The sequence below is a fragment of the Anaeromassilibacillus sp. An200 genome (assembly GCF_002160025.1).
In the GTDB taxonomy this organism is placed as follows: domain Bacteria; phylum Bacillota; class Clostridia; order Oscillospirales; family Acutalibacteraceae; genus Caccousia; species Caccousia stercoris.
This window is the reverse complement of sequence record NZ_NFJU01000001.1, coordinates 1-14,533: the sequence shown is the minus strand read 5'-3', so window position 1 is coordinate 14,533 and position 14,533 is coordinate 1. Positions and strand designations below refer to the sequence as shown.

15 protein-coding genes are annotated in these 14,533 nt (G+C 45.4%); 5 read left to right on the top strand and 10 right to left on the bottom strand.

Annotated features, from left to right (window positions below):
• Positions 1–219: 219 nt before the first annotated feature.
• From B5F35_RS00075 to B5F35_RS00060, 4 genes are all read left to right on the top strand, one after another.
• Positions 220–1,182 (top strand): efflux RND transporter periplasmic adaptor subunit, encoded by a 963-nt coding sequence (locus tag B5F35_RS00075; RefSeq protein WP_087236868.1) that lies wholly within the window; start codon positions 220–222, stop codon positions 1,180–1,182.
• The gene (locus B5F35_RS00070) at positions 1,182–2,369 is read left to right on the top strand and encodes an ABC transporter permease (RefSeq protein ID WP_087236866.1); all 1,188 of its coding nucleotides are present in this window, start codon (positions 1,182–1,184) and stop codon (positions 2,367–2,369) included. The genes B5F35_RS00075 and B5F35_RS00070 overlap by 1 nt, the downstream gene beginning before the upstream one ends.
• Positions 2,370–2,398: 29 nt before the next feature.
• Positions 2,399–3,166: a DUF6873 family GME fold protein gene (locus B5F35_RS00065; protein ID WP_087236865.1), complete on the top strand. Its 768-nt coding sequence runs from the start codon at positions 2,399–2,401 to the stop codon at positions 3,164–3,166.
• Between the two features lie 131 nt (positions 3,167–3,297).
• Complete coding sequence (locus B5F35_RS00060; protein ID WP_087236863.1) at positions 3,298–4,323, top strand: tyrosine recombinase XerC; 1,026 nt, start codon at positions 3,298–3,300, stop codon at positions 4,321–4,323.
• Positions 4,324–4,399: 76 nt separating this feature from the next.
• Here the strand turns inward: B5F35_RS00060 and B5F35_RS00055 are convergent, their stop codons facing one another.
• From B5F35_RS00055 to B5F35_RS00025, 7 genes are all read right to left on the bottom strand, one after another.
• Positions 4,400–5,278: a DUF624 domain-containing protein gene (locus tag B5F35_RS00055; protein WP_162611273.1), complete on the bottom strand. Its 879-nt coding sequence runs from the start codon at positions 5,276–5,278 to the stop codon at positions 4,400–4,402.
• A 46-nt stretch (positions 5,279–5,324) separates the two neighbouring features.
• Positions 5,325–6,224, bottom strand: a complete 900-nt coding sequence (locus B5F35_RS00050) for a site-specific tyrosine recombinase (protein WP_242969345.1) — start codon at positions 6,222–6,224, stop codon at positions 5,325–5,327.
• 52 nt (positions 6,225–6,276) lie between these two features.
• Complete coding sequence (locus B5F35_RS00045) at positions 6,277–6,912, bottom strand: stage II sporulation protein M (RefSeq protein ID WP_087236860.1); 636 nt, start codon at positions 6,910–6,912, stop codon at positions 6,277–6,279.
• Positions 6,913–7,120: 208 nt separating this feature from the next.
• Positions 7,121–7,519 (bottom strand): TIGR04086 family membrane protein, encoded by a 399-nt coding sequence (locus B5F35_RS00040; protein ID WP_162611272.1) that lies wholly within the window; start codon positions 7,517–7,519, stop codon positions 7,121–7,123.
• Positions 7,520–7,607: 88 nt separating this feature from the next.
• Complete coding sequence (gene yajC, locus B5F35_RS00035; RefSeq protein ID WP_242969328.1) at positions 7,608–7,958, bottom strand: preprotein translocase subunit YajC; 351 nt, start codon at positions 7,956–7,958, stop codon at positions 7,608–7,610.
• Positions 7,959–8,096: 138 nt separating this feature from the next.
• Entirely contained in the window at positions 8,097–9,227 is a 1,131-nt protein-coding gene (tgt, locus tag B5F35_RS00030; RefSeq protein ID WP_087236857.1) for a tRNA guanosine(34) transglycosylase Tgt, read from the bottom strand.
• Between the two features lie 38 nt (positions 9,228–9,265).
• The gene (locus B5F35_RS00025; protein WP_140401108.1) at positions 9,266–10,066 is read right to left on the bottom strand and encodes a M15 family metallopeptidase; all 801 of its coding nucleotides are present in this window, start codon (positions 10,064–10,066) and stop codon (positions 9,266–9,268) included.
• A gap of 198 nt (positions 10,067–10,264) precedes the next feature.
• On the opposite strand from B5F35_RS00025, the gene pyk reads away from it, so the two are divergent.
• Complete coding sequence (pyk, locus tag B5F35_RS00020; RefSeq protein WP_087237223.1) at positions 10,265–12,028, top strand: pyruvate kinase; 1,764 nt, start codon at positions 10,265–10,267, stop codon at positions 12,026–12,028.
• Between the two features lie 74 nt (positions 12,029–12,102).
• Here the strand turns inward: pyk and tnpC are convergent, their stop codons facing one another.
• Genes tnpC through tnpA form a run of 3 tightly spaced genes read right to left on the bottom strand, consistent with a single transcriptional unit; the run spans position 12,103 to position 14,414 of the window.
• Positions 12,103–13,689, bottom strand: a complete 1,587-nt coding sequence (tnpC, locus tag B5F35_RS00015; RefSeq protein ID WP_242969327.1) for an IS66 family transposase — start codon at positions 13,687–13,689, stop codon at positions 12,103–12,105.
• A 39-nt stretch (positions 13,690–13,728) separates the two neighbouring features.
• Positions 13,729–14,085 carry an IS66 family insertion sequence element accessory protein TnpB gene (gene tnpB, locus B5F35_RS00010; protein WP_087236853.1) on the bottom strand — a complete coding sequence of 119 codons (357 nt, stop codon included), beginning with the start codon at positions 14,083–14,085 and terminating at the stop codon, positions 13,729–13,731.
• Positions 14,079–14,414, bottom strand: coding sequence for an IS66 family insertion sequence element accessory protein TnpA (gene tnpA, locus B5F35_RS00005; protein WP_087236852.1), 336 nt, complete (start codon positions 14,412–14,414; stop codon positions 14,079–14,081). Before tnpA ends, tnpB begins: the two co-directional genes overlap by 7 nt.
• Positions 14,415–14,533: the final 119 nt, after the last annotated feature.

Genomic DNA, 14,533 nt, shown 5'->3' with positions numbered 1-14,533 from the left:
GGCAGAAGGCATATCCAAAATACAATATCCGTCCTCCTGATATACACAATCCTCATCACATTGTATAATGCTCATTTTGATCACCTCGTAAGCTAGTTTGTTCCGTACCCTCTATGCTTTATTCATAGCATCTCACAATTTCCCCTTGATTTTTCCCTTTTTTCAGCTCATATTTTTGGGATTGGATCAAAGAATAAGTCGGAGAAATCGAATGGGGGAATGACATTGAATAAATATGTGGTTCTGTCCAGCCTTTCATTGGCTGCGGCGATTTCTGTCTTTTCGGCAGGAAAATGGTATCAGGCATCCATTCCGCATGTTGCTTATTTACAGGTTGCAGCAGTGCCGGCAGAGGACTTTCTTTCTTGTATGGGGAGAGTGGAACGAACCGGCGCCAGCAGCGTAACAGTGGAGCAAACAGGGATTGCTGCAAGCGTTTCTGTGGAGCCGGGAGATAAAGTGGAAAAGGGGGAGACTCTTGCCGAAATTCAAATGGCACCGCAGGGAATTTCGGAACAAGATGCAGTCAAGACATATTCCGCTTTTCTGAATGGCCAGAATGCGGATGAACTGCTTGAAACACAGAAGCTTACGTCACCTATTGATGGTACAGTTACTTCGGTATCCATTGAGCCGGAGAGCTATGTCCGTACAGGGCAAACCGCTGTAGTGATTTCCAGTGGAGACGGGTTGCAGCTTCGGCTTACTGTGGGAGAATCGCAGATAGCAGCCTTGAAAACAGGACAAAAAGCGGAAATTACTGGTACTGGGTTTCGGGATTCTGTGTATTACGGCACGGTGACAGAGATTGCGGAGGAAGCAACGCAAACCCTTTCAGGAACTTCTCAGGAAACGGTTGTGGAAGTTGTTGTATCGGTTGAGGATCCGGGACAGGATATCAAGCCCGGTTTTTCTGCTACAGCGCGCATTATTACCGAGGAAAAGGAAAATGTCCTGATTGCACCCTATGAAACAGTGGGCGCTGATGAAAATGGGACGGAATACGTGTTTTTGTACCGGGGAGGAAAGGCTGTTCGTGCCGATGTTGCAACAGGCGAAGAATATGAGAATGGCTTCGAGATTTTGTCTGGCATACAGGAAGGAGATATTTTGCTGTACCATCCGGATCAGTTGACAGATGGTTCCCGTGTGATTCTGGATGAGAAAGCGGGGGAGGCCTGATGGGATATCTGCTTCACTCTGCTTTACGAAACCTTAAGCGAAAACGGAGCCGCACCGCGCTGACCATTTTAGGAATCATGATCGGCGTGGCTTCCGTGACACTGATCAGCAGCATTGGACAATATGGAGCATCTGCCGTTGGAAATGAGCTGGAAAGTCTTGGGTTGAGCGGTCTAACAATTTCTACGGCGAACGGTTCATCATCTATGCTCAAAGAGGACGAGCTTTCTGTCATTGAAACGTGTAGCGGTGTGGAGGCGGTAACGCCTGTTCTGGTTGAAACCGCTGATCTTTCCTCCAAACGATATGAAACACAGGCTCTTGTTTGGGGCATCGACACCAATGCGGATGAAATTATTTCTTTAGAGGTCATTTACGGTCGCATGTTCGATCGTTCCGATATCAAAGGGAGGGAATCCGTTTGTTTGGTGGACGAAGCGTTTGCTAACCAAGCATATGCTCGCTCCAACATTATCGGAAAAACAGTTTCTGTTCTATGTGCAGGGACAGAACAGGAGTTTGAAGTGATCGGAATTGTTAAGACGGGAAGTGGTTTGCTGCAAAATATGATGGGAAATTATATCCCTACTTTTGTATATCTTCCTTATACAACTTTTCAGCAAAGCACAGGTAAGACGGGTTTTGATCAAATTGCTGTAAAAGTTCAAAATTCCGATGAGGTCAGCGAAACAGGACAAGGAATCTTATCGAATCTGGAGCGTTTCAGCGGACAGGTGGGAGGATATCTTGCAAACAATATTGCCAAACAACGGGAAACGCTGGATTCCATGCTGAGCATTGTCACACTGGTGCTTTCCGCAGTTGGCGCGATCTCTCTTTTGGTGGCCAGTCTCAGTATCATGACGGTGATGCTGGTATCTGTTAGTGAACGAACAAGAGAAATTGGAGTAAAAAAGTCCCTGGGAGCAACACGTGGAACTATCATGCTGGAATTTATGTTCGAAGCATTGTTTTTGTCTCTGTTTGGCTGTCTTTGTGGGCTGACAGTAGGGTGTGTGCTGTCTTTTCTGGGAGCCTCCATTCTGCACACAACGTTTGTGGTACGAGGGGACGTTGTGTTGTTGAGCCTGATTTTTTCGATGTTGTCTGGAGTCATTTTTGGTGTATATCCCGCAGCTCAGGCAGCGCGTTTAAATCCTGTAGATGCATTGCGGCAAAATGGATAGAATTTTTATAGGTTGAGGGTGGAGGATGGATGAAGAAAAACAAATATTCGATTTCTCCTAATTTACCCAAGGGGAAAGTGGTGCAAGCCGCTATCTCTTCACAAGCACCAATAACAATAACAGCATTGAAGGCCTGCGGAATTTCCTGTCTGAAAATTCCGCCTTGGCCTGCACTTGCTGCGCCGGTACAGTCCCATGCAGATATGCTTTGTCATCCCTTAGGTGGAAAAAAAGTGTTGGTAGCAAGGGAAAACAAACATTTGTTTTCTTCTTTTCAAAAGAACGGATTCCAACCATTTTTCACCCAAAATTTTTTACAAAAAGAATATCCGGGTGATATTCTCTTAAATGCAGTGCAGATGGGAGCACTCTGCTTTGCTTCACCGTTTTGTGATGGGACTTTGAAAGAAGCCCTGAAAAGAGAAAACATTCGTTTGGTTTGTGTAAAGCAGGGATACGCGAAATGTTCCACTGTAGTGGTTTCTCAGGAGGCGTGCATCACAGCCGACCCGTCTATTGCAAATTCGGCTAAAAAAGAAGGACTTGAGGTTCTGCAAATCAGATCTGGTTTTGTAGAGCTTCCTGGATATCCGTATGGTTTTCTTGGTGGAGCCTGCGGAAAGCTGGCGAATGATACGTTGGCTTTTTCGGGAGATCTTCGTACACATCCAGACGCAGATGCTATCTGTTCCTTTTTGGCTAATCATCATGTGATACCTTTCTCCTTGCATGGAGGTCCTCTTCTGGACATCGGAGGAATACTTCCGTTGAGGGAGGAGGAAGAGGAGGAAAATTAGGGCTTGCAGGAAGCAGCTTTTTTTGCTATAATAATTATACAAAATGAATATTTTGTATAATTAAGGGAGGAGCCTTTTCCGAGTTTACTTTTTCGGATTTCGTGCTCTGGATTGGATTGGTGTGATTGCTTATGAAGCCTCAAGCAAAATTACAGGAAGAACTTAGCGGTGCCCCTGAAATTCTCCGGCAATACCTTGGCTATCTGCAAACAATTAAAGGAAAATCTGTTTTGACTGTTTTGGAGTATTACACAGACCTGCGAACATTTTTCCGATACCTCAAGCAGAAAAACCATTTAGTATCTGCTGATGTTCCCTTTGATGAGATTGACATTCAGGATGTAGATCTTACTCTAATCAAAAGTGTTACTTTGACACAGGTGTATGAATATATGAACTATCTTGCAGTGGAACGCGGCAACAGTGCTGCTACACGTTCCCGAAAGGTTTCCAGCTTGCGTACCTTTTTCAAGTATTTGACCAATAAAGTCAATAAGCTGGAAATCAACCCTATTGAGGAACTGGAAACACCAAAGCTAAAAAAAGCTCTGCCTAAATATCTGACGCTGGAACAGTCTCTGGAATTGCTCTCAAAAGTGGACGGTCCTTATGCGGAACGGGATTATTGCATTTTGACCCTTTTTTTGAATTGTGGAATGCGCCTTTCCGAGTTGGTTGGAATCAATCTGTCGGATGTGAACAGCGGTTCCGAAACGCTTCGCATCGTCGGTAAGGGAAATAAAGAACGAGTTGTCTATTTGAACGATGCTTGTCGTGATGCGATCTCCCGTTATTTGAAAGTACGACCCCATGATGGTTTGAGGGCTGAGGATCGAAATGCCTTTTTTATCAGCAAGCAAAATAAAAGAATCAGTCCCAAAACAGTGCAGTATCTTGTAAAAAAGTATTTGGGAGAGATTGATTTGGCCCAAGTAGGATTTTCTGTGCACAAGCTGCGCCATACAGCGGCAACCCTGATGTATCAGCAAGGACATGTGGATATCCGTGTACTGAAGGATATATTAGGGCATGAGAATTTAGGAACGACTGAAATTTATACACATCTCTCCAATCAGCAAATCTCAGAAGCGATGGAAGCAAACCCACTGGCAAATGTAAAAGCAAGAAAAAAGAAAATTTCTGAAAAAGAAGAATAAAGTTGCTGAAAAAATCCCCGGTTCCTGAAAGGATATCTTTCCAGGAACCGGGGATTTTTAGTTTTGATATTAATTTTTAATACAAAGAATCCTGAAAATCGGGCTCATCTTCTTCCTCTTCTTCTGTGTTTTCTCCTGCTTCTGCTTTCTTTTTCTCCTGCTGAGCTTTTTCATAAGGTGTAATGATGAATTTTACAATCATAGGATAAACGGCAAAATTAATCAAGAAACCAAAGAACCCAAACATCCAAAATACAGCAAGAGCAAACAAGACTAAAACGGCCAGCGCAGGAATCATCAGGAAAAAGATGATAGCAGCAACAATAAAAACGGCCAAAATGGCAATCAGCATTAAATTGCGCCACAAACCAACAATCGCAAAAATTAAGGCGTTTTTGTAAATCTGCTTCAGCCCCAGATCAAATGTGATGATCATCACAGGAATATAGAACTGCGCACAGATAAAGAGAAAAGAAATGATGCAGCATACTACAAAAGGAATGTACAGCAGAGAGTTAGAGCTCAGTTGAGCAGAATAGAACGGAATGGAAATGGACATCAAAACATAAAAAATATAGCAGATGATACCATTTGCTAAAAATTGTTTCCAGTTGTTTTTTACAGCATCCCAAAAATCTGAAAGAATAAAAGCGTGTTCTTCCCTAGCGTAGTTACGGCATACAAATGTCAAACCAGCTACAAAGGGAGAGAGAAAAATCATAGGAAGCCAACCTAAAAAGGATAGATTGGGATTTACAGAAGAAATGAAAATTCCGAACATGAAAGAAAGGACTACAATAACAGCTGTAGGAATCGCAAAAAGAAGATTAACTTTAATTAAGTCAAAAAATTTACGGAAATAAACCTCCCAAAAACGGAAAAACGGTTTCTTTACCGGAGCATCCTTAGAAACTCCAGGACCCGGTTTGTTGTAGTTGATAGAAAAGAGGCCCAAAAAAATCACTCCTAAATAAAATTACCACAAAGCAGTCCGCTATGGGCTATCCAAGCTTAGCTCGTGGATGACAACTATTATATACCTCTTTGAAGTGATCGTTCAATAGGTGGACGTAAATTTGTGTCGAAGAAATATCTGCATGTCCCAACATCAATTGAATGTCCTTCAATTCGGCTCCGTTTTCCAGCAGATGAAGTGCGAAAGAATGCCGCAAAGTGTGCGGAGTGATTTCTTTTACAATTCCAGCCTGTTCTGCATAACCTTTTACAATTTTCCAAAATCCTTGCCGAGTTAACCGGCGGCCATTTAAATTTGTAAACAGAGCTTGTCCACCATCGGGGGCCAGGATCAGAGACCGCACCCGGCTAATGTATTCTGATACAGCGGAAATAGCAGTAGCATGCACAGGAATACGACGCTCCCCATTTTTTCCACGGCTGCATATCAGAATAGATTCCCGAAGATCGATATCCCCTATGTTCAATTCAACCAGTTCAGAGGAGCGGATTCCTGTTGCATAGAGCAATTCCAGCATAGCTTTATCACGGCAGCCTTTCGGTTCCTTTGCGTTTGGCTGATTGAGCAAAAGCTCAATCTCTTTACCTGTAAGGATTTGCGGAAGCTTTTTCGCTGGCTTTTCCAGCTTCACGGCTTTTGCTGGATTCTCCGCAGCTTCTCCTTTCAGGATCAGATATTGATAAAACCCGCGAATGGAAGCGATGCTGCGTGTTATAGTAGCACTGCTTTTATCCAGAGAAGTAAGATAGGAAATGTATGCTTCCACATCGGAAACAGCAGCAAGTGAAGGAGTTTCAATTCCACGTTCCTCCCGAAGGTAAACAAGAAAATGCTCCACATCCCTTCGATAAGAATCCAGTGTGTTGTTGGATACATGTTTCTCTTGCTCCAGATATTTTGAGAAGCTTTTACTATAGTCCATCATTTGATTCAACCCTATCCTCTTTCTGCAGCTTTTTCTGTCATCTGCCGATCCCTCATGGAAATGAAAAAAGTCCCGCAAAACAAACAGAGGTAACAACGTCGAGAATGGCTGCGCCAAATGCCAGGGAAAGCGAAAAACCAAAACGCATCAGATAATTCCTGAACTCCATATGTCCTGTGCGAGCTAACCCTTTGGATGCGCGAAATGCTTCTCGACCGGCAAATAAAAGAGCCAAGCAAATGAAGAAAATGCCTGGCAGTAATACCAACAAATGAAACAGTGCACCTTTCCACTGGTAGGAAAAACATAAAAATCCCGCCGTGAGCCCCACACCATAGCCGCGAAAAAATAGAACGATAGGAACAAACAAAAATCCCCAAATAGAAAGGCCGCACAAAAAACAAATCAGAAGAAAGAGAAAGGATGAGGCAAACGATGCGGAAAAGACCATGTAAACAGGTTCAGTAAGCCGCATGGAAGCGCTTGTTTGAAAAAATAAATCAAATCGCTGCAAAATTTGAGCACCTGAGTATACAGATGCTGTAGTACCGCACACAGTTCCGGCCAATAAGCACACAGCCAGTAAATATAGCGCGAGATGCGAACGAGTCAAAATTCCACCGGAAGAACCTCTGCGATTAGGTACGCAGGAGCGTTTCGGAAAAATGTTTGTCCTCATAAGTCTCATTACACATGCCTCCTACAGAGAAAATTGCTCTGTTGGAAAACAATATGCATGCGGTTTGTAAAAAAGAACTCAATATCTTTACTATAATACATATTTCTCCTAAAAGCAATAAGAATTATACTGCCTATGCATAAATGCTCAATGCTTAAAATTATGTAAACTTACTGATTTGCATTATGTAAACTTTAGTATAATATGCAATAGTTATTCATTTTTTACGAATACCCGCATACCCTCCTAAGGCACCGCTTAAAACCATAACTGCCATTCTGGTAAAAAATACAGCGAAAGACAAGATGGAACCTGCCGAAAAGCCAGCTGCAGCAAAAAGCAAAAACAAGAGGAGGCCGGAAGCAGATCCCAATGGGAGCCCCCTCTTCCCCGCCGTTCGTGCCGTCACAAAACCACTGCAAAGAGAGCCAATACCGGAAAGGAACAAGATAATAACATTTACAGCCTGTTGGGGAAAGTGATTCATACAGGAGATCAGATATGCAGACAAAACCATAAAAAGGAACAGGATGAAAGCTCCGCTAAACGAACCAATCAAAACAGCACGAATTGCTGTTACCCACTCTTTTTTTTCAGCTCCCCTGTTTTTCTTCATAAAAAAATCCTCCTCAAATATCATTTATCAAAATGATATTCAAGGAGGATTTGATTTATGTTTCTCTTATGAGAATTCGATTTACAGATTATTCAGCGTCATCATGAATAGTATCCACACTGCCAATTGCCCATCTCTTAATCCGAATCTTGCTGCGATCCGTGCCAGTCTCAATCACAAGGGTTTCATTTTCATCCTTAATGCTGACAATACGGCCCACTACACCACCAATGGTTGTAATTTCATCGCCAATCTGAGCGCCTTTGCGCATAGCGTCTTCTTTTTTTCTCTTTTTGGATTGAGGGCGAATCATGATAAAGTAAAGAGCAACAATGATCAGTGCATAAGGAACCAACATGAGCAAAAGGCTTCCTGCCCCCATCCCCTCTGCCGCGTCGGTTGCTGTTCCAGCAGCATCAAGCAAAAAGAAACGTTCCATTGTAAAGCATACCCCTTATATCTTTAGTATAGTATCATATAGTATAGCAAGAACTTCTCGGGCTTGCAAGCCCTTTTTGAAATGATTCTGTAAACAAAATGGGAAAATTACACAGAGCAAAATTTTTACAGATTGCTTTTAAATGCGAATTCCCAAAATCGGTGTATATTTTTGATAGAAAGCTTCAAACTGATCGTTGTCCATTGCTTGACGGATTCGTTCGAGCAATGTGTTATAGAAATAGATGTTATGCATGACACAAAGCCGCATACCAAGCATTTCACCGCTTTTGAACAGATGATGCACATAAGCACGTGTAAAAGAGCGGCAGACTGGACAATCACATTCCGAATCCAAGGGGGATTCGTCCAGTGTATATTTAGCGTTCATCATATTACGGATTCCCTGCCAGGTGAATGCATGGCCATGCCGGGCATTTCTGGTAGGCATCACGCAGTCAAACAGATCCACACCACGCCGCACAGCTTCCAGTATGTTGACGGGGGTTCCCACTCCCATCAAATATCGGGGTTTATCCTGCGGCATCTCTGGTTCTACCGCTTCAATGATGCGGTACATTTCTTCCGCACTCTCCCCCACCGCTAAACCGCCGATGGCATATCCATCTAAATCCAACTCACGGATCCGGCGCATATGCTCAATCCGAAGATCGGCATAGGTGCTTCCCTGATTAATGCCAAACAGCATTTGTTGAGGATTCAGGGTATCCGGCAGCGAATTCAAGCGATCCATCTCTGCTTTGCAGCGATACAGCCAGCGTGCGGTTCGATCGCAGGAAGCTTTGACATAATTGTATTCTGCGGGATTTTCAATACATTCATCAAAGGCCATGGCAACGGTGGAACCCAGATGAGACTGAATTTGCATGCTTTCCTCGGGTCCCATAAAAATTTTGTGACCATCTATATGGGAAGCAAAGGTTACCCCCTCTTCCCTGATGTTGCGCAGTTTGGCAAGGGAAAAAACCTGAAATCCTCCACTGTCTGTCAGGATGGGGCCATTCCAACGGGTAAAACGGTGCAGTCCTCCCAGCTGTTTGACAATCTCATCTCCCGGGCGAAGATGCAGATGGTAGGTATTGCAAAGCTGTACCTGACATTTCAGTTCTCTGAGATCCAAAGCAGATACCGCACCTTTGATTGCTCCGGCTGTTGCCACATTCATAAAGGCCGGCATCTGGATCACACCATGCGGTGTATGGAATTCTCCTCTGCGGGCTGTGCCGCATTTTTTTTTCAGTTGATACAATCTCAATCACACCTCAGCTTTATAAAAACAGAAGCTCGTCACCTCTGCTGTTCCTGTAAATATTCTGCGTATTCCTCCAAACACATGGAAAGCTGCCGCATTTTTTCTGCATTTTGTGTGCCCACATAACGGTATAGTGTGGGATCATAGTCCCTTCCTGTCACATCCTCGCTTCCCTGAGGAAAACGGAGGACAAAACCATAAAGAATAGAGTTTTTTGTCAACCAGCGGGATGCTTCACTGGATGCAAAATTTTCTTTTTCTGTAGAAAAACCCACCGTCATTCCCGTTTGACTTTCATTACAGCCGCCCCGTCCGAAGCTGTTTTGCACAGATGCTTCCGCACGAACACGGGTGTAGCCGTTCGCAATTAAGTCTTCCACACGGCGCTCAAACTCTGCATCCTGATCCTCAGAGCTCCGATAACCGCTTTCCACCGTCAATGTAATTCCATCTTTCGCTGCGGCATCCAGCATTTTTTCCAACGCGGGAACAATTCGTTTGTCTACTGAAACCCCATGAAAGTCTGTTATTTGCACCAGAAAGCTGTCCGGTAAAGGATCAGAAGAGTTTGCCAGAACAAGGTTAAAACTGTTATCATAAACAGGAAGTTCTTCGTCCTGCTTAGAAGACACAGTGGATGGAGCGGAAGAAGAAACCTCCGGTTCAGAAAAAGGATCGTAAATTTGAATTAGGGCAAGTCCAACACCGGCAGCGGCTGAAATGCAAATGGCAATCATTAAAAATATCATGACCAAATGCAAACGGTTGACCTGGCTTCGTTTTTTCCAGTTTACTTTGCTTTTCACAACACGTTCCGGTTTTCGTGACCGAGCCAAAGCTCCTCCTCCCTTCTTTTCATTGTTTCCAATATACTGCCGTATCTTTCTTATTGTATCGCCTTACCTGTATAATTTCAATGAAAAAACCGTAAATTTCGATTGAGACTTGCCTTTTGTATTGCTTGGTGCTATCATACATCATGGAATAGTTTTGGAAATTTGTTTCTGAAAGAACATGAAGAAGGGATGAAAAAAATGAGAAGAACAAAAATCATTTGTACCCTTGGCCCCTCCACGGATAAAGGAGATGTTCTGCGGCAGCTGATGATTGCAGGTATGGACGTAGCCCGTTTGAATTTCTCCCATCAAACTCATAAAGAACAAAAGGTCCGTGTGGAGCAGGTGAAAAAGCTTCGGGAAGAACTGCACCTGCCGATAGCCTTGCTGCTTGATACAAAAGGTCCTGAGATTCGTCTGAAGGAATTCAGTGAGCCTAAGGTTTTTTTGGAGGCTGGCGCACATTTCACCCTCACTTCAAGAGATGTAGTGGGAGATAACACCATCGCTGCCATTACGTTTTCCAAGCTTCCGATGGAAGTGGTAACCGGTTCTAAAATCCTGATCGATGACGGTTTGATTGAATTGCGGGTTGATTCTGCTACAGATACGGATATTCTCTGCACTGTTATCAATGGTGGTCCGATCTCCGCTCGCAAAAGCATCAATGTCCCGGGTATCAAGCTCTCCCTCCCCTTTCTCAGCGAAAAGGACAAAGAAGATATAGCCTTTGCTGTTCAGGAGGATTTTGATTTTATTGCGGCCTCCTTTACCAGAAGTGCACAGGATATTCTGGATATGAGAGCGGAGCTTGAGCGCCACAATTGCCACAGTATCCGTATCATTGCAAAGATCGAAAATTCTGATGGCGTGGAAAATATCGACGATATCATTCGTGTATCTGATGGTATTATGGTTGCCCGCGGAGATCTGGGTGTGGAAATTGCTTTGGAGGAAATTCCTATTATTCAGAAGGAATTGATTCAAAAAGCTTACAATGCTGGGTTGCAGGTGATTACCGCTACCCAAATGCTCGATTCCATGATGAAAAATCCCCGCCCGACGCGTGCCGAATCGACGGATGTGGCAAACGCAATCTATGACGGAACAAGTGCGATTATGCTGAGCGGCGAAACAGCTGCGGGAGATTACCCGGTGCAGTCACTTAAAACGATGTCTCGTATTGCCGAGAGAACTGAGCAGGATATTGACTATAAAAAGCGGTTCAGCCGCAGAGAAATCACAGAGCAGCCGAATGTAACTTCCGCAATTTCCCACGCAACCTGTACCACCGCTCACGATCTGGGCGCTGCGGCTATTATTACAGTTACAAAATCCGGTAAGACAGCACGTATGATTTCCAAATACCGTCCGGTCTGCCCCATTATCAGCGGAACCACTGATCCCAAAGTGCAGCGCCAAATGAACCTCTCCTGGGGTGTTGTGCCAATTATGGTGGAAGAAAAGAAAAATACGGATGATTTGTTTGATCATGTGGTGAATGTTGCACGTGAGGAGAATCTTGTGAAAGATGGCGATCTGTGTGTCATTACCGCTGGTGTGCCGTTGGGAATTTCAGGTACAACCAATCTGTTGAAAGTACAGCTCGTAGGAGATGTGCTTGTTTCTGGTGAAGGAATTGGGACCGGCTGCGTTTCAGCGAATCTCTGTGTCTGTTCCTGTGCAGAGGAAGCTATTCATAATTACAAGCCTGGAGATATTCTGGTTATTCCTCAGACAGATAATTCCCTTGTGCCTTTGATCAAATCCTGTGCCGGACTGGTTACAGAACAGGGCGGCGAGAATTCCCACGCAGCTGTTGTTGGGCTTGCGTTGGAAAAGCCTGTCATTGTCAATGCGGAATCTGCTACGCATCTTCTCAAGAGCGGTACTACTGTGACAGTTGACGCTACACGGGGTATTGTATTTAATGGCGCAAATCACAGATGTTTTGGCGGTTAATAGGTAAGCGTCAAACGTAACGGCGCATAGACAATCCCAGCTCAGAGATGATTCTCAGAGCTGGGATTGTCTCGTCATTTTACTTTACACGTCTCCGGAGCCTTCCAGGGGAGGAGACTCTGGAATATGTCCGGTCTGGTCAGATCTGCACCGTTGGCTGTTTTCAGCAGCCAGGTCAAGTAGCGGTAGGGATCCAGTTGGTTTTCCAGAGCTGTCTGGATCATAGAAAAGATTACAGCACTGCCAGCAGCCCCCTTGGGCGTATTGGCAAACAGAAAGTTCTTCTGGTCAATCACAAAGGGCTTTATGCTTCGCTCAGCACGGTTGTTGGAGATTTCCAGCCTGCCGTCCCGCAAATAATTGACCAGATACGGCCATTGCTCCTTTAGATAGATAAACGCCTTGCCCAGGGCCGACTTTGGTGCTGCTGTTCTGGTATTTGCCCATGCCAACAAAGCGTCCAGAACAGGTTTTGCCTGCTCCAGCCGCTGGACGTATCGTTCCTCCGAAGAAAGGTCGCTGAACGTATCCTCCAATTCAAACAGCTTATTGCAATAAGCCAGACCCTGCGTGGCAGAACCACCTTTTGCCTTCCCTTTGGGCAGAGATTTGACTGCTTCATCAAACTTCCGCCTGGCATGGGCCCAGCAGCCGACCACGGTGATTTCATCCGAAAGATTGTGGTATCCGGCATAACCGTCCGTGTGGAGGTAGCCCCGGAAGCCTGTCAGAAACGCTTTTGGATGCCTGGCGCCCCGGCCCGGCTGGTACTCGTACAGGACAATGGGCTTGTCCGTATCTCCACTGGTCCGGTACAGCCACATATAGCTCTCACTCTGAGGCTTTTTGTCCGGTTCATGGAGCACCTGCAGCGTTGTCTCATCCGCATGGAGCACCGCTCTGCCAAGCAGCTCTTTATGCAGCTGCTCATACACTGGGGTCAGATAATCCTCCGCTGCCCGCAGGATCCAGTTGGACATGGTCTGCCGGCTCAAGGAGACACCCTGGCGATGCAGTTCCTGCTCCTGTCGGTACAGCGGACTGCCCATCACAAATTTCTGCGTCATAATGTGGGCAATGGCTTCCGGTGTGGCAAAGCTGCCGGGGATGATGTTCTTCTCCCGTGGCGCTTTAACAACCGGCGTCGCAATGTCCTCCTGGTCGCAGGTCCGGCAGGCATAGGTGTGATAACGGTGTTCCTCCACAACCAAACGGATGGGCTCGATCTTGAGCCGTTTTACCACTTCCACACCAATTTCCTCCATGGTATTTCCGCATTGGGAACACACCAGTTCCTCACCCTCCAGACGGTGCTCTACCACCTCTATGGGCATGCCTTCCGGAACGTTGTCCAGGGTGTATTCATGCTTTTTGTGGCGCGTATGAGCAGCCACAGCGGTAACTTCTTCCTTTTTGGGCTGGTCAAATACCTCCACTTCATTGAACAGGAAACGGATCTGCTCTGTAAGCATCTCGTCGCTCTTTTCCGAGGATGCGCCAAATTGCTTATGCCGTGCAAGGCGCAGTGCCTCCAAAAGTATGTCCACATGCTTTTCAAGCGCAGAGACACGCTGACTCTGCGCTTGAAGTTCTTCATATTCCGCACGCGAAATGGTGACCAGTTCCGTGTTGCTTGTTCCGTAAAGTTCTGTATTTTTCATGGGTCTATTATACCATATTGGTGAAAAAATGCAAAAACTTTAGAGGATCTCCAGACCAGAAACAGGCTTATGGGCCTTGGGCTGGTCAACACTTAATCCCTCCATAAGCCAGCGGTATTGTTGGGGAGTTAAAGCTCTGGCCTCACTCTCGTTTCTGGGCCATTGGAAGCTGCCGGACTCCAGGCGCTTGTAGAGCAGCACAAAGCCATTGCCTTCCCAGTACAGCGCCTTGATCCGATCCCGGCGCCTGCCGCAGAACAGGAACAGCGTGTTGGTGAATGGATCCAGCGAAAATTCCTGCTGAACCAATGCAGCCAGGCCGTCGATCCCACGGCGCAGATCTGTATAGCCGCAGGCGATATACACCTTGTCAGCACCGGTGAAGTCGCTCAGCATGATTGCAGAACCCGGAGGACTGTTTCTACAGTGGCAGCATCCGCACCGCTGTGAATATCTGCTTCCATACCATTGATCCGAATCGTCACGGCCACACGGTCAGTACATACTGCCTGTACTGGCGTCACCTCTGCAAATTGAACTTCTTGCTGTGCCTGGACCATGGCATACACTTTTCTCTGCCATTTATAATAGTAGGACGAAATATTGATGCCATGCTCCTGGCACCACTGCCGTACACTCATGCCACTCTCCCGGCACTCGGATACGATCTGTACCCACTGTGCCAGTTTATTCTGCCCGTTGTACGCTCGTAGTCCTCTGTTCATAATAATACCTCCGCTTCGCTGGCAGTGTACGACACTACCATGCACTGTCTGACACTACACGGAGGTATTGTTTCATATTACACATATTGGAACAAGGTGTGATTAGATTTTACGCTTAC

What these genes read in the sequence shown, in the direction of transcription:
- B5F35_RS00075 (WP_087236868.1), top strand. Translation starts at nt 220, where the DNA reads ATGACATTGAATAAATATGTGGTTCTGTCCAGCCTTTCATTGGCTGCG.
- B5F35_RS00070 (WP_087236866.1), top strand. Translation starts at nt 1,182, where the DNA reads ATGGGATATCTGCTTCACTCTGCTTTACGAAACCTTAAGCGAAAACGG.
- B5F35_RS00065 (WP_087236865.1), top strand. Translation starts at nt 2,399, where the DNA reads ATGAAGAAAAACAAATATTCGATTTCTCCTAATTTACCCAAGGGGAAA.
- B5F35_RS00060 (WP_087236863.1), top strand. Translation starts at nt 3,298, where the DNA reads ATGAAGCCTCAAGCAAAATTACAGGAAGAACTTAGCGGTGCCCCTGAA.
- B5F35_RS00050 (WP_242969345.1), bottom strand. Translation starts at nt 6,224, where the DNA reads ATGATGGACTATAGTAAAAGCTTCTCAAAATATCTGGAGCAAGAGAAA.
- B5F35_RS00045 (WP_087236860.1), bottom strand. Translation starts at nt 6,912, where the DNA reads ATGAGACTTATGAGGACAAACATTTTTCCGAAACGCTCCTGCGTACCT.
- B5F35_RS00040 (WP_162611272.1), bottom strand. Translation starts at nt 7,519, where the DNA reads ATGAAGAAAAACAGGGGAGCTGAAAAAAAAGAGTGGGTAACAGCAATT.
- yajC (WP_242969328.1), bottom strand. Translation starts at nt 7,958, where the DNA reads ATGGAACGTTTCTTTTTGCTTGATGCTGCTGGAACAGCAACCGACGCG.
- pyk (WP_087237223.1), top strand. Translation starts at nt 10,265, where the DNA reads ATGAGAAGAACAAAAATCATTTGTACCCTTGGCCCCTCCACGGATAAA.
- tnpC (WP_242969327.1), bottom strand. Translation starts at nt 13,689, where the DNA reads ATGAAAAATACAGAACTTTACGGAACAAGCAACACGGAACTGGTCACC.
- tnpB (WP_087236853.1), bottom strand. Translation starts at nt 14,085, where the DNA reads ATGCTGAGCGACTTCACCGGTGCTGACAAGGTGTATATCGCCTGCGGC.
- tnpA (WP_087236852.1), bottom strand. Translation starts at nt 14,414, where the DNA reads ATGAACAGAGGACTACGAGCGTACAACGGGCAGAATAAACTGGCACAG.